20 protein-coding genes are annotated in these 20,659 nt (G+C 72.4%); 7 read left to right on the forward strand and 13 right to left on the reverse strand.

Annotated features, from left to right (window positions below; translation table 11 throughout):
• Positions 1-161 precede the first annotated feature (161 nt).
• Both ACFVTC_RS04560 and ACFVTC_RS04565 read right to left on the reverse strand, forming a co-directional pair.
• Positions 162-854: a hypothetical protein gene (locus ACFVTC_RS04560; RefSeq protein WP_390123893.1), complete on the reverse strand. Its 693-nt coding sequence runs from the start codon at positions 852-854 to the stop codon at positions 162-164.
• A gap of 181 nt (positions 855-1,035) precedes the next feature.
• Positions 1,036-1,395, reverse strand: a complete 360-nt coding sequence (locus ACFVTC_RS04565; RefSeq protein WP_390123895.1) for an arsenate reductase family protein — start codon at positions 1,393-1,395, stop codon at positions 1,036-1,038.
• A 218-nt stretch (positions 1,396-1,613) separates the two neighbouring features.
• Between ACFVTC_RS04565 and ACFVTC_RS04570 the strand changes: the two genes are divergently transcribed.
• The gene (locus ACFVTC_RS04570; protein ID WP_390123897.1) at positions 1,614-1,922 is read left to right on the forward strand and encodes a hypothetical protein; all 309 of its coding nucleotides are present in this window, start codon (positions 1,614-1,616) and stop codon (positions 1,920-1,922) included.
• A gap of 293 nt (positions 1,923-2,215) precedes the next feature.
• Here ACFVTC_RS04570 and ACFVTC_RS04575 read toward each other — a convergent pair whose 3' ends face one another.
• Positions 2,216-3,412 (reverse strand): winged helix DNA-binding domain-containing protein, encoded by a 1,197-nt coding sequence (locus ACFVTC_RS04575; protein ID WP_390123899.1) that lies wholly within the window; start codon positions 3,410-3,412, stop codon positions 2,216-2,218.
• A gap of 144 nt (positions 3,413-3,556) precedes the next feature.
• Here ACFVTC_RS04575 and ACFVTC_RS04580 point away from each other — a divergent pair, with 144 nt between their 5' ends.
• Positions 3,557-4,096 (forward strand): hypothetical protein, encoded by a 540-nt coding sequence (locus ACFVTC_RS04580; protein WP_390123901.1) that lies wholly within the window; start codon positions 3,557-3,559, stop codon positions 4,094-4,096.
• A gap of 5 nt (positions 4,097-4,101) precedes the next feature.
• Entirely contained in the window at positions 4,102-5,460 is a 1,359-nt protein-coding gene (locus ACFVTC_RS04585; protein WP_390123903.1) for a DUF2252 domain-containing protein, read from the forward strand.
• Between the two features lie 24 nt (positions 5,461-5,484).
• On the opposite strand, the gene ACFVTC_RS04590 is transcribed toward ACFVTC_RS04585, so the two are convergent.
• The 3 genes from ACFVTC_RS04590 to glnA form a co-directional block, all read right to left on the reverse strand.
• Positions 5,485-6,114 carry a hypothetical protein gene (locus tag ACFVTC_RS04590; RefSeq protein WP_390123904.1) on the reverse strand — a complete coding sequence of 210 codons (630 nt, stop codon included), beginning with the start codon at positions 6,112-6,114 and terminating at the stop codon, positions 5,485-5,487.
• Positions 6,115-6,150: 36 nt separating this feature from the next.
• Positions 6,151-7,074 (reverse strand): zinc metalloprotease HtpX, encoded by a 924-nt coding sequence (htpX, locus tag ACFVTC_RS04595; protein WP_390123905.1) that lies wholly within the window; start codon positions 7,072-7,074, stop codon positions 6,151-6,153.
• Between the two features lie 275 nt (positions 7,075-7,349).
• The gene (gene glnA / locus ACFVTC_RS04600) at positions 7,350-8,759 is read right to left on the reverse strand and encodes a type I glutamate--ammonia ligase (protein ID WP_385088741.1); all 1,410 of its coding nucleotides are present in this window, start codon (positions 8,757-8,759) and stop codon (positions 7,350-7,352) included.
• 200 nt (positions 8,760-8,959) lie between these two features.
• On the opposite strand from glnA, the gene ACFVTC_RS04605 reads away from it, so the two are divergent.
• The gene (locus ACFVTC_RS04605; RefSeq protein WP_390123907.1) at positions 8,960-9,427 is read left to right on the forward strand and encodes an RDD family protein; all 468 of its coding nucleotides are present in this window, start codon (positions 8,960-8,962) and stop codon (positions 9,425-9,427) included.
• A 232-nt stretch (positions 9,428-9,659) separates the two neighbouring features.
• On the opposite strand, the gene ACFVTC_RS04610 is transcribed toward ACFVTC_RS04605, so the two are convergent.
• The 4 genes from ACFVTC_RS04610 to lipB form a co-directional block, all read right to left on the reverse strand.
• A complete protein-coding gene (locus tag ACFVTC_RS04610; RefSeq protein ID WP_168527782.1) occupies positions 9,660-10,361 on the reverse strand; it encodes a DUF4191 domain-containing protein in 702 nt (233 codons plus the stop codon).
• 112 nt (positions 10,362-10,473) lie between these two features.
• Positions 10,474-10,671 (reverse strand): hypothetical protein, encoded by a 198-nt coding sequence (locus ACFVTC_RS04615; protein WP_148013661.1) that lies wholly within the window; start codon positions 10,669-10,671, stop codon positions 10,474-10,476.
• Positions 10,672-10,989: 318 nt separating this feature from the next.
• A complete protein-coding gene (gene lipA / locus ACFVTC_RS04620; RefSeq protein WP_168527781.1) occupies positions 10,990-11,955 on the reverse strand; it encodes a lipoyl synthase in 966 nt (321 codons plus the stop codon).
• A gap of 156 nt (positions 11,956-12,111) precedes the next feature.
• Positions 12,112-12,906: a lipoyl(octanoyl) transferase LipB gene (lipB, locus tag ACFVTC_RS04625; RefSeq protein WP_390123909.1), complete on the reverse strand. Its 795-nt coding sequence runs from the start codon at positions 12,904-12,906 to the stop codon at positions 12,112-12,114.
• Between the two features lie 287 nt (positions 12,907-13,193).
• On the opposite strand from lipB, the gene ACFVTC_RS04630 reads away from it, so the two are divergent.
• Complete coding sequence (locus tag ACFVTC_RS04630; protein WP_390123911.1) at positions 13,194-14,675, forward strand: regulator; 1,482 nt, start codon at positions 13,194-13,196, stop codon at positions 14,673-14,675.
• An 8-nt stretch (positions 14,676-14,683) separates the two neighbouring features.
• Here ACFVTC_RS04630 and ACFVTC_RS04635 read toward each other — a convergent pair whose 3' ends face one another.
• Both ACFVTC_RS04635 and ACFVTC_RS04640 read right to left on the reverse strand, forming a co-directional pair.
• Entirely contained in the window at positions 14,684-16,075 is a 1,392-nt protein-coding gene (locus ACFVTC_RS04635) for an NAD(P)/FAD-dependent oxidoreductase (protein ID WP_390123913.1), read from the reverse strand.
• Between the two features lie 439 nt (positions 16,076-16,514).
• On the reverse strand, positions 16,515-17,432 hold the full coding sequence (locus tag ACFVTC_RS04640) for a TIGR01777 family oxidoreductase (protein WP_390123915.1): 918 nt from the start codon (positions 17,430-17,432) through the stop codon (positions 16,515-16,517).
• A gap of 71 nt (positions 17,433-17,503) precedes the next feature.
• Here ACFVTC_RS04640 and ACFVTC_RS04645 point away from each other — a divergent pair, with 71 nt between their 5' ends.
• Positions 17,504-17,992 (forward strand): GNAT family N-acetyltransferase, encoded by a 489-nt coding sequence (locus tag ACFVTC_RS04645; RefSeq protein ID WP_390123917.1) that lies wholly within the window; start codon positions 17,504-17,506, stop codon positions 17,990-17,992.
• A gap of 36 nt (positions 17,993-18,028) precedes the next feature.
• Here ACFVTC_RS04645 and ACFVTC_RS04650 read toward each other — a convergent pair whose 3' ends face one another.
• Entirely contained in the window at positions 18,029-19,213 is a 1,185-nt protein-coding gene (locus ACFVTC_RS04650; RefSeq protein ID WP_390123919.1) for a MarP family serine protease, read from the reverse strand.
• A 556-nt stretch (positions 19,214-19,769) separates the two neighbouring features.
• Here ACFVTC_RS04650 and ACFVTC_RS04655 point away from each other — a divergent pair.
• Positions 19,770-20,546 carry a peptidoglycan recognition protein gene (locus ACFVTC_RS04655; RefSeq protein WP_390124695.1) on the forward strand — a complete coding sequence of 259 codons (777 nt, stop codon included), beginning with the start codon at positions 19,770-19,772 and terminating at the stop codon, positions 20,544-20,546.
• Positions 20,547-20,659 lie beyond the last annotated feature (113 nt).

The following is a 20,659-nucleotide window of genomic DNA, read 5'->3' on the forward strand; positions in this document are numbered from 1 at the left end:
GACCCATGACCCGTGCCGGGTGGCGGCACGGGCCCCGCCGCGGTGCTGCCGCGCGTACGGAGCCGTCCTCCCGGACGTCTCGCCGCAGGCGCCGCCCAACACCGCGTCGGCCGAACTCACCTTCGGGCTCGTGGAGTTCCCGGATCGTCAGCCGTCGGCCCTCACCCCACCTTCTCGATCAGGGCCCGGCGGATCAGGAACTTGCCCGGCTCGCGGACCTGTTCGAACGCGGCGTTGTTCAGCAGCGCGCAACTGCCGGACACTGACGTGACCTGCACGGTGGTGGACTTGTTGTTGTCCAGGTTCGTGACCTTGAGCTTCGTCCCGGCGGGGAACTGGTTGCTGGAGGCGGCCGGTGCGCCGCCCTCGCCGGAGAGGGTGACGGTCGAGCCGGCACAGACCTGCCGGCCGGTGGCCGCGCCGCCACCCGCCCCCTGCGCGGGCGGGGTGGTCTGCTGCTTCCCCGGCGCGCTCGGCGCGGGCTTTGCGGGCTGGGCGGGCTGGGCGGGCTGCGCGGGCTGCGCGGGCTGGGCGGCCTGGGGGCCCTGAGCCGACTCCCCGACCTGGCAGTTCGACGCCGCCTGCTGGACCTTGATCTGCGCGATGACCGCCTCGCGGTTGGCGATCCGGGCCTGCGACTGGGCGTCGGGCTTGGCCCGCTGCCCGTCGATGAACGTCTGGTTGTTGCCCAGCGCGGTGGCCAGTCCCTGGCAGACCGTCGAGTTGGACGCGTTCTGGACCGGGGCCGCGTTGGAGGTGGTCGCCATGACGAAGGCGCCGCCTCCCGCCACGGCCGCGGCACTGACCAGCAGCGCGAGCTTCTTCTTGGGACTGAGAGTTCTCCTACGCGACATGCGCGCCTCCTGTCCCCGGCCGCCGCCATGGGCGGCCGGATGCGATCCGTATGCCGCTATGTACGAGATACCGAACGGGGCTGCTCAACAGTTCACCCAAGTCACTGAAGTGACGTGTGTCACGCGGGAGTTGGGGGAGGGGTCGGACAGCCGGGACGTGAGGTGGCCGGGGAGGCAGGCCCTAGCGGGACAGGGCCTCGCGCACGGCGTCGTCGGTGCGCGCCACGACGGCCGTGCCGTCGTCCGCGGTGATGATCGGCCGCTGGATGAGTTTCGGGTGCTCTGCCAGCGCCGTGATCCAGCGTTCCCGTGAGTCGTCGTCCCGGGGCCACGACTTCACCCCGAGCTCCTTGGCGTCGGCCTCCTGGGTGCGGGTGATGTCCCACGGTTCGAGGCCGAGCCGCTCCAGTACGGCCCTGATCTCGTCCGGCGTCGGTACGTCCTCCAGGTAGCGGCGCACGGTGTAGTCCGCGCCCTCCGCGTCGAGCAGGGCGACGGCGCCGCGGCATTTCGAACAGGCCGGGTTGATCCAGATCTCCATGCCGGACACGGTACATCGATGAGTCTGTTCGAATTTCTGGCGTCACACGCGCACCGCTGGAACCTGGTGTGACAGGACGTCAATTATGGCCTTCACCTCGGTGTTTGTCGGGCCTCACGCTCTCCCCGGATGTCAGTGGCGGGCAGTAGACTGGAGGAAGTGTTCGAGGGGGTCGCCGGGAGGGCCGGCGGTGCCCCGACCGCGACAGGAGGATGCCGGTGCCCGCTGCCGCACTGAAGCCGCTGCCCACCCAGTCCACATCGAAGAGGGCGGTCCTGATGGACCTGCCGTACGAGCCCGTGGCGAAGCGCCCGCTGCCGCCGGGGCGTCCCCGCGAGTGGTACGTCACGCACAACCGTCGGCTCAAGGCGATGCGTCTTGCGATCGCTCTGCTCGACTCCGGTGTGTACGTGCCGAATCAGGCCCGCAACGACGTGATACGCGACACCGCCGCGGTCATCGGGGTGCATCCGCCGTCGGACACCACGTGTCACATGGTGCGGGCGTTGTTGCGGTACGCGCGCTGAGCGGGGGATGCCCGGTGCCGGGACTCTCGTTCCCGGCACCGGCGTCTCTCGTCCCCGCCGTCCCCGTTCCCGGAGCTCCGCGCCCAGACCCCCGTATCGGCCTTGAGGGCCTTGTCCTCGAACGCCGGACGGGCTGATGGCGCGGGCCTGGGGTGCGGATGTTCAGCCCGTCCGGCGTTCGAGGCCGAGCCTTTCGGGCGATGCGGGGTCCAGGGGGCGCGGCCCCTTGGCGGAGCCCCAGGCAGAGGACGGGCCGGGCAGGGGCGGCGGGGGCGGGAAGCGGGCCGGTGACCTCACGGAGTGGTCAGTTCGCGTTCCAGCGGTGTGCGGAAGCGCGGGGTGACGCGGGTCGGGCCCAACCAGCCCCGCAGACGCGCGGCCTCCGCCTCGATCGCCGCCATCCCCTCCCGCCCCACTCCCTCCGGCTCCAGCACCCGCCACACCACCTCACCGTCACCCCGCTGAGCCCACCCCCCGACCACCCGCCCGTCCCACCACACCGTCGGCCCGACATTCCCGCTGCGGTCGAACAACGCGGGCCGCATCGAGGGCGCGAGATACCAGTCCCGCTCCTGCCATCCCATGGCCGTCGGGTCGAGTGCGGGCAGCAGCGCGGCCCACGGCGCGCCGGGGTCGTCGACCGGACCGGCGTCGCCGGCCATGACGTACCCGCTCACCCCGCCGTCGAGCGACACGGCCTCCGCCCCGATCGCCTCCAGCGCCCGCCGCACGTCCGTCACCTTCCACCCCGTCCACCACTTGAGGTCCGCCTCCGAGGCGGGCCCGCACGCCGTGAGCCAGCGGCGCAGCAGCTCGCGCTGGGCCTCACCGGCCGGGAGCTCGGGGTACGGCGGGGCGACGGCCCAGCGGAACTGCGTCGAGGTCCAGGAGCCGAGCGGACGCCCCCGCACGACCCGCCCCTCGATGCCGAGCACCCGCATCAGACGTGAGGACACGGTCTGCGCACTCTCGTACCCCCGGCCCGCGCCGTAGGTGAACTGCTCCTTCAACCGTGGCTCGTCGCCCGTGAGTTCGTTCACGGTGGCCTGCCCGCGCCGGGCCAGTGCGGCGAGCGCGGACGCCTCGACCTCCGTGAGCCACTCCTCGGTCAGCCGCCCGTCACTGCCGGTGGTCACGTCCTTGATCAGTCCGGTCCGCGCCTTCGCCGCGATCGCCAGGCCGGTCGATGCGTGCACCACGGCGGCCAGTTCGGTGGGGAACACGAACACGGTGTGCCGCATGCCGTGCATCCGCACCAGGGTCCGGTCCCCGTACAGCGCCCGGTCGAGCTCCCCCACCGTCCGCCCGGCCTCCGCGAGGCGCGCGCCCACCGCCAGGTACACCGTCGCCGGATCGGTCCCGTGCAGCGCGACCAGTGACCCGGCGACCTCCTCGGGGCCCGCCGCGCGCCGTGGCCCCGCGAGCCGGTGCCGCAGCGCGAGCCGGGCCCGCCGCTCCGTCACCCCGATGTGCCGCCGCTGCTCGTCCACGCCGCCTCCGCCTCATAGCCGTCGTTCCCGGCATCCTCTCGCGCCTCACCCGATTGCCGCCTCCCACATGCGTATGCCCTGCTCAGAATCTTGACTGTGGAGAACGCGAGGCAGCGAATCCGCAGCGGAACGCCGGGAGGCGAGATGGCGAGGAACGGGATACGGGGGCTTCGGGTACGGGGGCCGCTGCTGCGGCCGGCCGGTGCCGTGCTGCTGGGCGCTCTCTCCCTCACCGGCTGTTCGGGCGACGGAAATCCCGCCGGTACCGCCTCGCAGGCCGCCTCCGCCGCCGCCTCCCTCGCCTCGGCGGCGAGCAGCGCCCTGGCCTCCGCGACCGCCGGGGCCGGCAACTCCCTCGCCTCCGCCACCGCCGAGGCGGGCCGGCGGTTCGACGAGTTCAGGAGCGGCCTGAACGCGAAGGGCGAGGTGAAGGCCGGCGACCGGGTGCGCACCGACTCCGACGGCCGTTCGATCATCGAGGTCACCGCCACCAACCCCACCTCCACGTCCCGGACGTACGTGGTCCAGGTCGATTTCCGCGACGAGGGAGGCACCCTCCTCGACACGGTCGTCGTCAAGGTGGACGACGTTCCGGCGGACGGCTCCAGGAACGCCACGGCCCGCAGCACCCGTAGCCTCTCCGGAGCCGTCAGCGGCGACGTCGCCCGCGCAGTGCGGACCTGACGGCCGTGGCCCCGACCGGCGCCACCGCCACCCCCGCCGCACGGGCCGCCCACGGCAGGGCCGCCCGCAAGCGCGCCCCCCGTTCCTCGCACGCCGTCTGGATCCCCGGCGTCGACCGCCCCGACCCCGTCGCCGTCCTGGAACGGCAGGGCAGGGACCGACTGCAGGAACTGCTGCCGATCCGGTACGGGCGGATGACCGCCTCGCCGTTCGCGTTCCTGCGCGGAGCCGCCGCCGTGATGGCCGCCGACCTCGCCTCCCAGCCCCACACCGGCCTCACGGTCCAGCTGTGCGGTGACGCCCACCTCCTCAACTTCGGCCTGTTCGCCTCACCGGAACGCGCGCTGCACTTCGACCTGAACGACTTCGACGAGACCCATCCGGGCCCCTTCGAGTGGGACGTCAAACGGCTCGCGGCCAGCGTCGCGGTGGCCGCCCGCGAGAACGGGTACGCCGAGACGCGGGTGCGCCGCGCGGCGGAGGCCGCCGCGGCCGAGTACCGCAAGGGCATACGACGGCTCGCGGACCGGGGCGAACTGGCCGTCTGGTACGAGCGCATCGACCCCGACCGGCTGCTCCCGCTCGTCCGCTCCGCCGGCCGGCGCCGACGCGTCGAGTCGAGCCTCACCCGCGCCCGGCGCCGCACCAGCCTGCACGCCCTCGGCAAACTCACCGAGACCGTCGACGGACGGCGGCGCATCGTGCGCGACCCACCGCTCCTCGAACCGGCCGGAGCCTCCGACATGGCGGCCCTGCGCAAGATCTTCAGCGACTACCGCTCCACCCTCGCCGAGGAGCGCCGCCTGCTGCTGGACCGCTACCGTTTCGCGGACGCCGCGCGCAAGGTCGTCGGCGTCGGCAGTGTCGGCACCCGCTGCTTCATCGTGCTGCTCACCGGCCGGGACACGGACGACCCGCTGTTCCTGCAGATCAAGGAAGCCACCAGATCCGTACTGGAGGAGCATCTGCCCGGCGGTCCGTACGTCCATCCCGGCCACCGGATCGTCGCCGGGCAGCGGCTGCTGCAGTCGGCGAGCGACATCTTCCTCGGCTGGATGACCGGGCCGCAGGGCCGCGCCTTCTACTGGCGGCAACTGCGCGACATGAAGGGCTCCGCGAACGTCTCCGGAATGACGCCGGACGAGCTGGTGGCCTACGCCCGGCTGTGCGGCACCGCGCTGGCCCGCGCGCACGCGCGCTCCGGCGACCGGGTCGCCATCGCCGCCTACCTGGGCGGCGCCGAGACCTTCGAACACGCCGTCGCCGACTTCGCCCTGCGCTACGCGGACCAGAACACGAAAGACCACGCGGCACTGGAATCGGCGGTGGCGGCCGGAGTGGTCACGGCCGCACGCGGGGTCTGAGGCCGCGGACGGCCCGCGGGGGCGTCACAGACCCGGGGCGCCCCACACGGGGAACCACCGGCCGAGATCCTGCTCGATGCGCAGGTCGTCGCCGAGAGCGGCCTTGATCCGCAGTTCGAGCGCGTTGTCGCGTCGCCCGCCGCCATCCGCCGACGGCGCGAACGGGTAGAAGGTGCCGCGCTTGTAGAGATACACGAGCCCGAGCCGCCGCCCGGCCTGCTCGGGGTCCTCGGTCTCCGCGAAGGCCACCACCGAGCACAGCAGTTGAGGGCCGAAACCGCTGCCCTCCAGCGTGCTGTTGACCGCGTGCAGATCGCTCACCAGCGCGGCCAGGTCGTCCGGCGCGCGCCGCGAGACCAGCCAGGAGTACCCGTATTCGTCCCGCGTCACCTCCACCGGTGGCCCCGCGCCCGGCTGCCCGGAGGGCGCGGACTCCGCACGGGCCGTGTCCGCCTCCAGCAGCTCCCGTACCTCGCGGTGGGCCTCCGCGAAGGCCGCGCCCTCTACGGAGGCGAAACACACCGCGCCCGTCCCGGTCGGGGTGAACCCGGCGGCCGCCTGCAGGGTCACGGCGGCCGACGGCAGCCCGAAGAGCTGGTCGAGATCGGGTGCGACGGCCTTGGTGCGCCCGAGCAGGATGTCCAGGAACCCCATGCGGACGGCTGCCTTTCGAAGAGCGGCGAAGTACGGTCAGGTGATTGTGCCGGGAGTCGCCGCCTCGCCCAACTCGGCCGAGATACGGCCCAGTTGTTCGAGCCGCTGTTCCAGGCTCGGGTGGGTGGAGAAGAGCTTGCCGAGACTGGGCCCGGCGCCCAGGGCGGGCGTGAAGTAGAAGGCGTTGAATGCCTGTGCCGTCCGCAGGTCCTTCGTCGGGATCCGCGCGATGTCCCCGGAGACCTTCGTCAGCGCGGAGGCGAGCGCCGAGGGCCGGCCGGTGAGCAGGGCCGCGGACCGGTCGGCGGCCAGTTCGCGGTACCGGGACAGGGCCCGGATGAGCAGGAAGCTGATCGTGTACACGGCCGCGGAGACGGCCATCACCGCCATGAAGATCGCCAGCGTGTTCTGGTCCTTGCGCCCGCGCCCGCCGAAGAGCTGGGAGTAGAAGGCGAACCGCACGATGAGCCCGGCGATCACCCCGAGGAACGAGGCCACGGTGATCACGGCGACGTCCTTGTGCGCCACGTGCGACAGCTCGTGCGCGAGGACGCCCTCCAGCTCGTCGGGCTCCAGCCGGCGCAGCAGCCCGGTCGTCACGCACAGCACCGCGTGGTCGGCGTTCCGTCCGGTCGCGAACGCGTTGGGCATGTCCAGGTCGGAGACGGCGACGAGCGGCTTCGGCATGTCGGCGACGGCACACAGCCGGTCCACGACCCCGTGCAGCTGCGGATGCTCCTCCCGCTCCACGATCCGCCCGTGCATCGCGTACAGGGCGATGCGGTCCGAGAACCAGTACTGGGCGCCGAGCATCGCGGCGGCGACGACCACGACCAGGACCCAGGACTTCAGCAGCACGATCAACGCGGCGACGAAGGCCACGTACAGCAATCCGAGCAGGAACAGCGTGACCGTCATCCGCACGGTCAGGCGCCGATCGCTCCGGAACCGGCTCTGCATTCTGCATCACCCCGAACTCAGGCACTCACGCACTCCGGCACTCGTCCCGCTTCCATTGTGCGCCCGTGCCCGCCCAAGAACCGGTGCCGAACGGCCCCGCGGGAGGCAAAGAACAGCCCTGTCGAACGTCACCTCCTTATGCGCCGCACACACCGTCCAGCACCGCGCGCGACGGCCCACCCGCCGTGTACGACGACCCGGGTGCCGGGCATCACGACGGAGCCCCGCCACCACCCGAGGGCGGTGACGGGGCTCCGTACGGAAGCCGGGCCGGCTCACACGTCGTAGTACAGCTCGAACTCGTGCGGGTGCGGACGCAGCTGCAGCGGCGCGATCTCGTTCGTGCGCTTGTAGTCGATCCACGTCTCGATCAGGTCGGACGTGAAGACGTCACCCGCGAGCAGGAACTCGTGGTCGGCCTCGAGACGGTCGAGGACGGCCGGGAGCGAGGTCGGGACCTGCGCGACACCCGCGTGCTCCTCGGGGGCCAGCTCGTACAGGTCCTTGTCGATCGGCTCGGCCGGCTCGACCTTGTTCTTGATGCCGTCGAGGCCCGCCAGCAGCAGCGCCGAGAAGGCGAGGTACGGGTTGCCGGAGGAGTCGGGCGCGCGGAACTCGACGCGCTTGGCCTTCGGGTTGGAGCCCGTGATCGGGATGCGCATGGCCGCGGAGCGGTTGCGCTGCGAGTACACCAGGTTGACCGGGGCCTCGAAGCCGGGGACCAGGCGGTGGTAGGAGTTCACCGTCGGGTTGGTGAAGGCGAGCAGGGAGGGGGCGTGCTTGAGGATGCCGCCGATGTAGTAGCGGGCGGTGTCCGAGAGGCCCGCGTAGCCCGCCTCGTCGTAGAACAGCGGGTCGCCGTTGGCCCACAGCGACTGGTGCACGTGCATGCCCGAGCCGTTGTCACCGAAGATCGGCTTCGGCATGAAGGTCGCGGTCTTGCCGTTGCGCCAGGCGACGTTCTTCACGATGTACTTGAAGAGCTGGAGGTCGTCGGCGGCGGCGAGCAGCGTGTTGAACTTGTAGTTGATCTCGGCCTGGCCGGCGGTGCCCACCTCGTGGTGCTGGCGCTCGACCTGGAGGCCGGACTTGGCCAGCTCCAGGGAGATCTCGGCACGCAGGTCGGCGAAGTGGTCGACCGGCGGGGTGGGGAAGTAACCGCCCTTGTAGCGGACCTTGTAGCCGCGGTTGTCCTCGATCGCACCGGTGTTCCAGGCGCCCGCCTCGGAATCGATGTGGTAGAACGCCTCGTTCGCCTTGGTGTCGAAGCGCACGCTGTCGAAGACGTAGAACTCGGCCTCGGGGCCGAAGAACGCGGTGTCGGCGATGCCGGTCGAGGCGAGGTATGCCTCGGCCTTCTTCGCGACGTTGCGCGGGTCACGGGAGTACTGCTCGCCCGTGATCGGGTCGTGGATGAAGAAGTTGATGTTGACCGTCTTGTCGCGGCGGAAGGGGTCGACGCGCGCGGTGGACAGGTCGGCGCGGAGCGCCATGTCGGACTCGTGGATGGCCTGGAAGCCGCGGATCGAGGAGCCGTCGAACGCGAGCTCCTCGGCCGGGTCGAAGGCCTCGGCCGGGATCGTGAAGTGCTGCATCACACCCGGCAGGTCGCAGAATCGTACGTCGACGAACTTGACGTCCTCGTCCGCGATGAACTTCTTGGCCTCGTCGGCGTTCTGGAACATCCAGCTCCTCCTACTCCCGCCCACTGTGGACCGGGGTGGTAGTTCGTTCGTGCGGCCAGTGCGGTGGCACACGCTGGGGCCTGACCATAGGGACGGGGGATTTCTCCAGCGTGACCCATTTGTTTCGCCCAAGTTAACCGACCGGGGCTGCCCGGGCCCCTCGTGTCCGTATGCCAAAACGGGCGCAGTACCGTTGACGGGTGGACAACAGGCAAGCAATCGGATCGTGGCTCTCCGGACCCCGGGCGGCCATGGAGGACTCCGGCGCGGAACTGGGGTACCGGGGCGAGCAGCTCGGTCTGCCGGAGCACGGGCCCGGCTCCATCGCCCGTCCGGGACGCCGCCTCGGCGCCCTCGCCGTCGACTGGGCCCTGTGCATGGTGATCGCATACGGGCTGCTCACCGACGGCTACGGCCAGGCGACCGGGAACTGGGCACTGCTCGTCTTCTTCGCCCTCGGTGTCCTGACCGTCGGCACTGTCGGCTTCACGCCGGGCAAGCGGCTGTTCGGCCTGCGCATCGTGCCCGAGGGCGGCGGGCGGCTCAACCCGCTGCGCGCCCTGCTGCGCACCGCCCTGCTGTGCGTCGCCGTCCCCGCCCTGATCTGGGACCGCGACGGCCGGGGCCTGCACGACCGCCTCGCCCGGACCGTCGAGGTCCGCGCCTAGCCGTCCGGCGGCCTCGGTACACCTCGGGGCACGACGTCCGGACGGACGGACGGGTGCACGGACGGTGGGACCGACCCGGGCACGGACCCGGGGCACGGGCACGGCGTTCGGACCCGGGAAGCCGGACACGCCGTTCGGACCAGGGAAGCCGGGCACGACGTCCGCAGACGACGAAGGGGGCGACCGGAGAGATCCGGTCGCCCCCTTCGTCGTACGCACGTAGGAGGGGTGTTCAGCGGGCCTTCGGACCGCCGCGCGGCATCCGCATGCCCTTGGGCATCGGGCCCTTCGGCAGCGGCATGTTGCTCATCAGGTCGCCCATCGCCCGCAGCCGGTCGTTGGTGGCGGTCACCTGCGCGCCGGTCAGGACGCGGGGGAACTTCAGCATCGTGGTGCGGAGCTTCTTGAGCCCCACCTGCCCGTCGCCGGTGCCCACCAGTACGTCGTGCACCGGTACGTCCGCGACGATCCGCGCCATCTTCTTCTTCTCGGCCGCCAGCAGGCTCTTCACCCGGTTTGGGTTGCCCTCGGCCACCAGCACGATGCCGGCCTTGCCGACCGCGCGGTGCACCACGTCCTGGCTGCGGTTCATCGCCACCGCGGGGGTGGTGGTCCAGCCCCGGCCGATGTTGTCGAGCACGGCCGCGGCGGCGCCGGGCTGGCCCTCCATCTGTCCGAACGCGGCCCGCTCGGCCCTGCGCCCGAAGACGATCGCCGTCGCGAGGAAGGCGAGCAGAAGGCCGAGAATGCCCAGATAGACCGGGTGGCCGATCAGGAAGCCGATCGCGAGGAAGACACCGAGGGTGACGATTCCGACTGCCGCGAGTACAAGACCGATCTTGGAATCGGCCTTGCGAGTCATCTTGTAGGTCAGGACGATCTGCTTGAGTCGCCCGGGGTTCGCAGCGTCCGCTGCAGGTTCCTTCCTCGCCATGCCCCGAAGTCTACGTGGCCCGGCAAGGCCCGACGACGGCAGTGTCCGGGCGGACGGCGGCAGCGCCCGCGGCCGGGGCACGCGGCGAGGCGTGCGACGGGTCGTGCGACGGCTACGGACGCGTCGCCACGGACTCCAGCACGCGCTGCGCCTCGACCCGGTCCTTGGCGCGACGGCGGTCCTCCAGGACGGAGGTCCAGGCGTTGCGGCGGGCGGTGCGCTGGCCGCTGCTCATGAGCAGCGACTCGACGGCACGGAGTGCATCGGTGAACGACGGGATCGCGGTGGCGCGTACGGGCGCGGCCTGCATGATGGGAGGTCCCCCCTCGGGATGACGGCTCGTGGGACGGGGCGGTACGTGGTGCAAGACCAGGGTCACTGATTGGTGTTACCAGGGCGTGACCGACCGGTCAAACACCAATGAAGCCTTGATGCAGCAGGTCTCCAGCCTGACGCGATCCTGACGGGGGTCCCCAACTGCGCGGACGGCCGTGAGGGTGCCGAATTGGCCACTACCGGGCGGTAGTTGCTTGTGCGCCGACTCACACGCGAGCGGTGGCACTCAGTGCCACCGCTCGGGTCGAACCGTTTTCCCCCGACTGCTCCGTCCGGGGGTGCCGCGCGTCGGTCAGACGGCCTGCGAGGCGACGTACGCGCCGCGCTTCTCGACGGCCATCCGGTACAGCCGGCCGGCGCGGTACGAGGAGCGGACCAGGGGGCCCGACATGACGCCGGAGAAGCCGATCTGCTCGGCCTCCTCCTTGAGCTCCACGAACTCGTGCGGCTTGACCCAGCGCTCCACGGGGTGGTGGCGCACGGACGGGCGCAGGTACTGGGTGATGGTCACCAGCTCGCAGCCCGCCTCGTGCAGCTGCCGCAGCGCCTCACCGACCTCCTCGCGGGTCTCGCCCATGCCGAGGATCAGGTTCGATTTCGTGACCAGACCGTAGTCCCGGGCCTCCGTGATGACCTTCAGCGAGCGCTCGTAGCGGAAGCCGGGGCGGATGCGCTTGAAGATCCGGGGGACCGTCTCCACGTTGTGCGCGAAGACCTCCGGCCGCGAGGAGAAGACCTCGGCGAGCTGGGCGGGCTCGGCGTTGAAGTCCGGGGCGAGCAGTTCGACCTTGGTGCGGCCCTCCGCGCGCTCGGCGGTCTGGGCGTGGATCTGGCGGACCGTCTCCGCGTACAGCCAGGCGCCGCCGTCCTCCAGGTCGTCGCGGGCGACGCCGGTGATGGTGGCGTAGTTCAGGTCCATGGTGACCACGGACTCGCCCACGCGACGGGGCTCGTCACGGTCGAGGGCCTCCGGCTTGCCCGTGTCGATCTGGCAGAAGTCACAGCGCCGGGTGCACTGGTCCCCACCGATCAGGAACGTGGCCTCCCGGTCCTCCCAGCATTCGTAGATGTTGGGGCAGCCCGCCTCCTGGCAGACCGTGTGCAGCCCCTCGCTCTTCACGAGGCTCTGCATCTTCGTGTACTCGGGGCCCATTTTCGCCCGGGTCTTGATCCACTCGGGCTTGCGCTCGATGGGGGTCTGGGCGTTCCGGACCTCCAGGCGCAGCATCTTGCGTCCGTCGGGTGCGACTGCGGACACATCGGCTCCCTGTAGCTTCGATTCTTCGGCGTACACCAGGGTACGCCCGTGCGGTGCTTGCTCCCCGGGGTGGGCAACCTTGGGGAGCAAGGGTGCATTCCCGGGGCCGGTCGAGCGGTTCCCCGCGCTGCGGGGGGTCCCCCGGAGGGGGACGCGTCAGGCGGACGCCCGCTCCACCTCGCGCGGCCTGAGGTCGGCGTTCGCCAGTACGTCGCCCAGGTGCTTCTCCACGACGGGCAGTACCTCGTCGATGGTGAGCTCGCGGCCCAGCTCGTACGCCAGTGACGTCACGCCCGCGTCCCGGATGCCGCACGGGATGATCTTGTCGAAGGACGAGGTGTCCGGGTTCACGTTCAGGGCGAACCCGTGCATGGTGACGCCCTTGGCGACCCGGATGCCCATGGCGCAGATCTTGCGGTCCTCGCGCCGCTGGCCGGCGTTGGAGGGCGCGTACTGCGGTCCGTCCAGCCGCGGGTCGAACTCCTCGTCGGCGAGGCGGGGGTCGAAGTCGAGGGAGAGCCCGCCGGAGGGGCGCTGCTCGACCGGGTCGCCGAGGACCCAGACGCCCGCCCGGCCCTCCACCCGGCTGGTCCCGACGCCGAACTCCGCGCAGACCCGGATCATCGCCTCCTCCAGGCGCCGCAGGTGCGCCACCACGTCCACGGGGCGCGGAAGCTTCTGGATGGGGTAGCCCACGAGCTGGCCCGGTCCGTGCCAGGTGATCTTGCCGCCGCGGTCCACGTCGACGACGGGCGTGCCGTCGAGCGGGCGCTCGCTGTCCGCCGTGCGCCGGCCCGCCGTGTAGACCGGCGGGTGTTCGAGGAGCAGGCAGGTGTCGGGGATCTCGTCCAGGAAGCGGGCGTTGTGCACCCGGCGCTGCTCGTCCCACGCCTCCTGGTAGTCCACGGCATCGGCACCGAATCCCATGCGGACGAACCGCAGCTCACTCACGGCAAGCGCCTCCCTCGAAGTCCACGACCGCGGTCCGGCACATCCGCGGAACCGTTGTCCGGTACGCGAAAGAACCTTTCGTCAGGTACGTAACGCGCCCACGCCACTGTACGTCCGGGCCCTCCGCGTCAGCCCAAAGGGCAATCCTCACACGATCGGATGAATGTATGGCGAAAGGTGCGATCGAGTGCTCACGCTCAGCTACATTCGCGCCGTTCACGAGGCCATAAGGGCTGCTCACAGACGGGCACGCACTGGTGCCCGAAAGGCAGGAGACCGCACCGCAGATGACGGAACGACCCGCGCAGCGCACTCCCAACCGCCAGCTCGCCGCGCTCATCGCAGAAGCGGGGTTCTCCAACGCCGGTCTCGCCCGCCGCGTGGACCAGCTCGGCCTCGAACACGGACTCGATCTGAGATATGACAAGACATCGGTGACCCGGTGGCTGCGCGGGCAGCAGCCAAGGGGCACGACCCCCGCGCTCATCGCCGAGGTGTTCACCCGCCGCCTCGGACGACGGCTCACCGCGCAGGACCTCGGGCTCGACGCCTGCGCTCCCGTCTACGCGGGACTGGAGTTCGCGGCGACCCCCGAGGAGGCCGTCGACATCGTCAGCGGGCTGTGGCGCAAGGACTCCGGCAGCCACGCCGAGCTGCGCAAGATCGCCTTCACCCCGGCGGGACTCGTCGTCCCCAGCCGGGACTGGCTGATCGGCCGGGCCGACGACCGGGTCGGCCGCGGCGACCAGGCCGCCGGCGCGCGCATCCCCGCACAGGTGCGTCCCGCCCCTCCCAGGTTCCCGGCCCCGCTGGAACCGGGAGATCCGCCGGCCCGCCGGCGCAACCAGACCGAGCGCGGCCCCGGCCAGCGGGTCACCGGCGGCGACATCGCCGCGCTGCGCTCCGTCGGCGAGCTGTTCCGTGCCCTCGACCACGCCTACGGCGGCGGCCACGCCCGGCAGGCGCTGGTCCGCTACCTGGAGCACGAGGCCGAGCCGATGCTGCGCGGTGTCTACGGCGAGCAGACCGGACGGCGTCTGTTCGCCGCCGCGGCCGACCTCACCCGCCTGGCCGGCTGGACCTCGTACGACATCGCCGCGCACGGGCTCGCGCAGCGCTACTTCGTTCAGGCGCTGCGGCTGTCGCAGGCGGCCGGGGACCGGGCGTACGGCTCCTACGTGCTGGTGACCATGAGCCGGCAGGCCGTCTATCTCGGCCACGGGCGCGAGGCCGTACAGCTCGCCCGGGTCGCCCAGCAGGGCGTCGGCTCCTCCGCGCCGCCCGTCGTGCAGGCTCTGCTGCACTCCGTCGAGGCGCGCGGGCACGGAGTGCTCGGGGAGGTGCGGGCCTGCACGGCGTCGCTGGTGCGCGCCGAGCGGGCGCTCGAGACCGCCCGGCCCGGGGACGACGCGCCGCACTGGGCGCGGTTCTTCGACGAGGGGCAGCTCGCCGACGAGTTCGGGCACTGCCACCGGGATCTGCAGCAGTACCGGGCCGCGGCGCAGCACGCCGAGCGCTCGCTGCAGTTGCGGGCGCCCGGGTACGCGCGCAGCCGGCTCTTCTGCCGGGTCGTGCTCGCCACCGCGCGGCTCGGGCTCGGAGAGCTCGACCAGGCCTGCCAGCTGGGCGCGGAGGCGGCGGGGCAGGCGGCGGAGATGCGTTCGGTACGGGCCGTCGAGTACGTACGGGACTTCGAGCGCCGGCTCGAACCGTACCGGGACGCCGCACCCGTGCGCGGCTACCGGGACCGGGTGGCCGCGCTCGGGTGACCCGGGGGTCAGGCGGCTTCCTCCAGCGGTTGCTCGGCCCCGGCGGTCCGACGGGCGCCCAGGTCCGCGATCAGGGCGCGGGCGGCCCTGCGGCCCGAATGGAGGGCGCCCTGGAGCGTTCCGGTGTCGCGATGGTCCCCGCAGACGTACAGGCCCGCCAGGAGGCGTACCGGGCGCCGCAGATCGTGCGGCGGGGACATCGCGGGGACGGCGTCGGGGGTGTGGTGGACGGCGAGGAGTTCCCAGCGGCCCGTCGGCGTCCCGTACAGGCGGGCCAGCTGGGCGCGGACCGCCGCGTCCAGGGGGGCGTCGGACGGGGGGACTCCCAGCACCGTCGAGGAGATCAGGACGCGCCCGGCCGGGGCACGGCTCGGATCGACCTGGCTCACCACGGCCGTGTGCGCCACCGGGCCGCCGCGGTCGGCGTCCAGGAGCAGGGCGGGCTCGGCGAGCGGCGGCTCGTCCGTGGTGTGGTGCAGGACCGTCACCGGGTGGAAGGCCGGGACGCGCAGTCCGGGCAGCAGCCGGGCGGCGTCGCGGGCCCCGGTGGCCAGGAGGATGGCGCGGCAGGTGAGCCGGCCGTGGTCGCGTGTGGTCACGGTGGTCGTGGAGACCGCGGTGACCTGGACGCCGGTGCGGACGGTGCCCGGGGGGAGAGAGGCCGCGAGGAGCTCCGGCAGGGTGTCCGCGCCGCCCTCCGGCAGGCAGAGCCGGCCCGACGCGAACGAGTGCAGGGCCAGGTCGGCGGCCCGGCTGGAGGCGGTGAGGCCCGGATCGCACAGGAGCGCGGCGAGCAGGGGGCGCAGGAAGCCGTCGACCGTACGGGGCGACAGCCCCCGGGCGGCCAGTGCCCGCGCGGCGGGGAGCTCGGGGCGGGCCAGGAGACGCTCGGGCGGGGTGGCCGCGAGGCGGGCCAGGGCGGCGGTGAGACGGGTCTGGTCGAGGGGACCGCCCAGCGGGCCGGGACGCGGGACCCCGCCGTGGCTCCGGGAAGGGCGCGAGGAACCCCGGGTGGCGGCCCGGGGGAGTCGGGGGGCGCTTGCGAGGGCGCGCGCTGCGGTGAGTGCGCCCCTTGCGCTCCGGGGGGTGAGGGCGCCGGCGCGGTGGTGGCGGCCGTCGCTGTGCAGCAGGACGCCCGGGGAGAACGGGCGCAGGGTCAGGCCGTCCAGGCCGGGGGTGCGGCGTAGTTCCGGGTACGACGTGGACAGCAGCCGGCCGATGCGGTCGAGCCGGAATCCGTCCACTTTCTCCGTCGACATGCGGCCGCCCACGGTGGGGGCGGCCTCCAGGACCACGGTGGTGAGCCCCGCCCTGGTCAGGTGCTGGGCGGCCGCGAGGCCCGCGGCTCCGGCCCCGACGATGACGACGTCCACGTCCGCTTGACATACGGGCTCTAGCACATGCCCCTCCTCGAGGTTGTGCGGCCGGTGGGGACGTCATGCCCCCAACATGCCCTGGGAATACCCGAGTTCGGGTCGAGAGTAGGGGTGTGGGCGGCGTGGGGGAGTCGCGCGTCGGGTGTGCACGGTCGCATGGGGGTGCATACGGTTCCGTGTCCGACCGGGTGTTCCTCGCCCCCGCCGCCCGTACCCGACCCGTCCTGTCCCTGGGGCTCCGCCCCAGACCCCGCCAGGGGCGCTGCGCCCCCTGGACCCCCGCTTCGCCCGAAGGGCTCGTCCTCAAACGCCGGACGGGCTGAAAACCCGCAGTCCAGGCCCGCACCATCAGCCCGTCCGGCGTTTGAGGACGAGGCTGTTCAGGCCGATACGGGGGTCTGGGGGCGGAGCCCCCAGGTACGGGTCGGGTCGGGCAGGGGCGGCGGGGGCGAAGAACCGCGGGTCAGCGCAGGGCCGCTCGGAGCGTGTCCTCGATCGACGGGAACGTGAAGGCGAAGCCGGACTCCAGGAGGCGGCCGGGCAGGACCCGCTGACTGCCGAGGATGTCCCCGGACATGCCACCGAGAGCCACCCGCAGCACCCCCGCGGGAGTGGCCAGTACCGTGGGCCGCTGCATCACCCGCCCCATGGCCGCCGTGATCTCACGGTTGGTCAGCGGCTGAGGCGCGGTCAGATTGACCGGTCCGGACAGCGACGGCGTGTCGATGAGGTGCCTGATCGCGGCCACCTCGTCGTGCACGGAGATGAAACTCCAGTACTGACGGCCGTCCCCCATACGCCCGCCGAGCCCCGCCCTGAAGAGGGGGAACAGCCTCCCCCACGCCCCGCCCTCCCGCGCCACCACCAGCCCCGTACGGGCGAGCACGGTACGGACACCCGCCTCACGCGCCGCGGCGGCCGCCCCCTCCCACGCCACGCACACGGAGGGCAGGAACCCGTCCCCGGCCGGCGCCGACTCGTCCACCGCCCGCTCGCCCGTGTCGCCGTAGAACCCGATCGCGCTGCCGTTGACGAACACCGCGGGCCGCTCGTCGAGGGACGCCACCGCCTCGGCGAGCACCGTGGTCCCGCGCACCCGGCTCTCCCGGATCGTCCGCTTGTACGACTCCGTCCACCGTCGCGAGGCCACGCCCGCCCCCGCGAGGTTCACCACCGCCGCGCACCCGGCGAGCGCCCCCGCGTCCACCCCGCGCCCCTCCGGATCCCACCGCACCTCGTTCGGGGTGCGGGGGGCCCGCCGTACCAGGCGGACCACCTCGTACCCGTCCGCGGTCAGGGAGCGCGTCAGCGCCGAACCGATCAGGCCGGACGCACCGGCGATCACCACGCGGGAACCCGGAGCAAGCGGTGAGTCGTTCATGCGCCCATCCTGCCCCGCGACCCGCGAAAAGTCGGGCGGGAGCTCCGTGGCGCCGCCGTACAGTGATCCTCATGCCGGTACCGCACATACGCTTCGCCACCCCGGACGACGAGGACGCACTCGGCCGTCTCGACCGCGCGACCTGGTCCACGCTGCACGCGGTGATGCCCCGCCCCCAGCCGCCGTACGAGCCCTTCTACAACGACCGGTTCGGACCGCGCGACCATCTGGTCGCCGAACTCGACGGCGTCCTGGTCGGTTACGTCAGGCTCGGCCACCCGACCACTCTCGCCTGCAACTCCCACGTCCGGCAGATCCAGGGACTCGCCGTCTCCGACGCGGCCCGCGGCACCGGCGTCGGGCGGGCGCTGCTCCGGGCGGTGCAGGACGAGGCCCGCCGACAGGGCGCCCGGCGGATCTCGCTGCGGGTGCTCGGGCACAACACCCCGGCGCGGAAGCTGTACGAGTCCGAGGGGTTCGTGGTGGAGGGGGTCCTGCCCGAGGAGTTCCTGCTCGACGGCGAGTACGTCGACGACGTGTTCATGGGCCGCGGTCTCTGACCCCGCTGCCGCGCCCCCGACCGGGCTCGGCCCGCCTCACGAGGTGACCAGGTCCCCCGTGTCCACCGGCGTCGTCGCCCGCGCCGCCCGCCGCGCGTCGCCGCCGACCTCGTCCGCCGTCAGGACGTAGCCGGTCTCGTTGTCCGAGGTCGAGCGGGCGAAGACCACCCCGTACACCCTGCCCTCGGTGGTGAGGAGCGGACCTCCGGAGTTGCCGGGGCGGACGGTGGAGCGGATCGAGTAGATCTCCCGGGTGACGGTGCCGGTGTTGTAGATGTTCTGGCCCCGCGCGTTGATCTGGTTCGCGACCGTCGCCGCCTGGAGGTCGAGACCGCCGTCCTGCGGATAGCCCGCGACGACGGCCGAGTCGCCGCGCGCGGCGCTCGTGTCGAAGCGGAGGACCGGCGCCCGGAGACCGGGGACGTACAGGACCGCGACGTCCTTCCGCGGGTCGAAGAACACCACACGAGCCGAGTACACCCGGCCCACGCCGCCCACCCGCACCGTCGGGTTGTCGATGCCCGCCACCACATGGGCGTTGGTCATCACGTGCTGCGCCGCGTACGCGAACCCGCTGCCCTCCCGGCCCTGGGTGCCCGCCGCGCCCTCGATCTTCACCGTGCTCAGCTTGGCGGCGGTCGACGCGGACTCGGTCACGCTGTCCCCGGAGGGCTTGGCGACACCCGCCGTCGGCTCGTTCTCGAACGGGTTGAAGACCTGCGGGAAGCCCGCTTCCGTGAGCGCCGAGGTCGCCCGCGAGAACCAGGTGGGCGTGGTGTCCGGCATCGCCTTCTGCACCGCTCCCAGCAGGGCCGAACCGCGGATCGACTGCGTGATCAGGGTGGACGAGGAGGCGCCCAGGACGCTCGCCGCCACCCAGGCCACCAGCAGCACGGCCAGTGTGTTCGCCGCGGCGCCGCCGATCCCGTCCGCCACCCGCAGTGGTCCCCGGTCCAGCTCGCGGCGCAGTTTCAGCGCGAGCCGGCCCGCCAGCTCGTGGCCCGTCACGGCCGGTACCAGCACCGTCAGCACCGCCGTCACCGTCGCCGCCGACGTCCCCGGCGTCACCAGGTCCATCATCCAGGGCAGCACCCATACGCCGATGACCGCGCCGCCCACGAACCCGGCCAGCGAGACGCAGCCGGCGACCAGGCCGCGCCGGTAGCCGGACGCCGCGTAGGCAAGGATCACCAGCATCAGCAGGATGTCGAGCAGGTCCACGGAGCCGCCTTTCTCTAGGGCCCCTTAGTACGCGCGGGGCGGGCTCAGTGATCAGGCACGCGCGCGTGGTCCCGCGAGGGGACCACGCGTGCGTCGGACTGTGAAAACGCTCCGGACCAGGGAGATGGTTCCACCGGGTGGCACAGTGCACATCGCGAGGCGGGCGGATCCGGGCGAGGGTGAGGGCATGCGTGTCGTCCGGAGGGCGCGAGGGGCATCGCGGGAATCAGGCGGGGAGCGACTTCGCCATGTGCTGGGGTGGGTGCCGCTGTGGCTGCGGTGGTGGCTGCCGCGGCGACCGGTGTGGACCGGGAACTGGTGGGCCTGGTGGGTGACGTGCCGCCCGGTGCGGGGCCTGGCCGTGACGGGGCGAGCGGTGTGGGTGCGGGGCCTGGCGGTGACGTCGCGGACGGTGTGGGTACGGGAACGGTCGGTGAGGTCGCGGGCGGTGTGGGTGCGGGGCCTGGCGGTGATGCGGCGAGCGGTGTCGATACGGGGACAATCGGTGACGTCGCGGCCGGTGTGGAGCGGGAACTGGTGGGCGACGTTCCGCCCGGTGCGGGGCCGGTGGGCGACACGGCCCACGCTGATCGTGCTCGGGTGTGTCTCCGGGCTGCTCGCCGTGCTCGCACTCGTCCTGTGCGCCCTCGGAGTGGACGGCGCGGTGGGCCGCTCCCGCACCGCCGCGCCTCCGGCCGCCGTGCGGCCCGCCGCCCACACAGCCGTGCGGCCGACCATCGTGCCGCGGTGGCGCTGGCTGGACGCCCGGACCGCGCACAGCCAGCCGCCGCCGCGTTACGACGACCGGGTCGTCGCGGTCTTCGTCCACCACACCGACTCGCCGAACGCGTACGACTGCGCCGACGTGCCCCGCATCATCCGGTACCTCTACGCCGGGCAGACCGGCGCCCGGAACTGGGACGACATCGGCTACAACTTCCTCGTCGACCGGTGCGGGACGATCTACGAGGGGCGCGCGGGCGGGGTCGACCGGGCCGTCACCGGTGCCCACACCCAGGGCTTCAACCACCGGACCGCGGGGATCGCGGCCATCGGTACGTTCACCGAGGGGGCGGTGGTGCCGCCGGCGATGACCGAGGCGATCGCCGCGCTCGCCGCGTGGAAGCTGGGGCTCGCGGACGTGGATCCGCGGGGCACCGTGCGGCTGGTGTCCAGCAACAGTCTCAGTCGGTACGCCGTGGGTACCGCGGCGGTGCTGCCGACGCTGGCCGGTCACAACGCCGGGTTCATGACCACGTGTCCGGGTGCGGCGCTGACGGCTCGCCTGCCGGCGATCCGTACGAGGGCCGCCGTTCTGCAGGGCCGGCGCTGAGGCTCCGCCGGGTTTCCTCGCGCTTGTTGCTTGTTGCTTGTTGCCCGTTGTCCGGCCCGTCCGTTCCCGGGGCACCGCCCCGGACCCCGCCAAGGAGCTGCGCCCCCTGGACC

It is taken from the genome of Streptomyces sp. NPDC057950 (assembly GCF_042887295.1).
In the GTDB taxonomy this organism is placed as follows: Bacteria; Actinomycetota; Actinomycetes; order Streptomycetales; family Streptomycetaceae; genus Streptomyces; species Streptomyces kaempferi.

What these genes read in the sequence shown, in the direction of transcription:
- ACFVTC_RS04560 (WP_390123893.1), bottom strand. Translation starts at nt 854, where the DNA reads ATGTCGCGTAGGAGAACTCTCAGTCCCAAGAAGAAGCTCGCGCTGCTG.
- ACFVTC_RS04565 (WP_390123895.1), bottom strand. Translation starts at nt 1,395, where the DNA reads ATGGAGATCTGGATCAACCCGGCCTGTTCGAAATGCCGCGGCGCCGTC.
- ACFVTC_RS04580 (WP_390123901.1), top strand. Translation starts at nt 3,557, where the DNA reads ATGGCGAGGAACGGGATACGGGGGCTTCGGGTACGGGGGCCGCTGCTG.
- ACFVTC_RS04590 (WP_390123904.1), bottom strand. Translation starts at nt 6,114, where the DNA reads ATGGGGTTCCTGGACATCCTGCTCGGGCGCACCAAGGCCGTCGCACCC.
- htpX (WP_390123905.1), bottom strand. Translation starts at nt 7,074, where the DNA reads ATGCAGAGCCGGTTCCGGAGCGATCGGCGCCTGACCGTGCGGATGACG.
- glnA (WP_385088741.1), bottom strand. Translation starts at nt 8,759, where the DNA reads ATGTTCCAGAACGCCGACGAGGCCAAGAAGTTCATCGCGGACGAGGAC.
- ACFVTC_RS04610 (WP_168527782.1), bottom strand. Translation starts at nt 10,361, where the DNA reads ATGGCGAGGAAGGAACCTGCAGCGGACGCTGCGAACCCCGGGCGACTC.
- ACFVTC_RS04615 (WP_148013661.1), bottom strand. Translation starts at nt 10,671, where the DNA reads ATGCAGGCCGCGCCCGTACGCGCCACCGCGATCCCGTCGTTCACCGAT.
- ACFVTC_RS04630 (WP_390123911.1), top strand. Translation starts at nt 13,194, where the DNA reads ATGACGGAACGACCCGCGCAGCGCACTCCCAACCGCCAGCTCGCCGCG.
- ACFVTC_RS04640 (WP_390123915.1), bottom strand. Translation starts at nt 17,432, where the DNA reads ATGAACGACTCACCGCTTGCTCCGGGTTCCCGCGTGGTGATCGCCGGT.
- ACFVTC_RS04645 (WP_390123917.1), top strand. Translation starts at nt 17,504, where the DNA reads ATGCCGGTACCGCACATACGCTTCGCCACCCCGGACGACGAGGACGCA.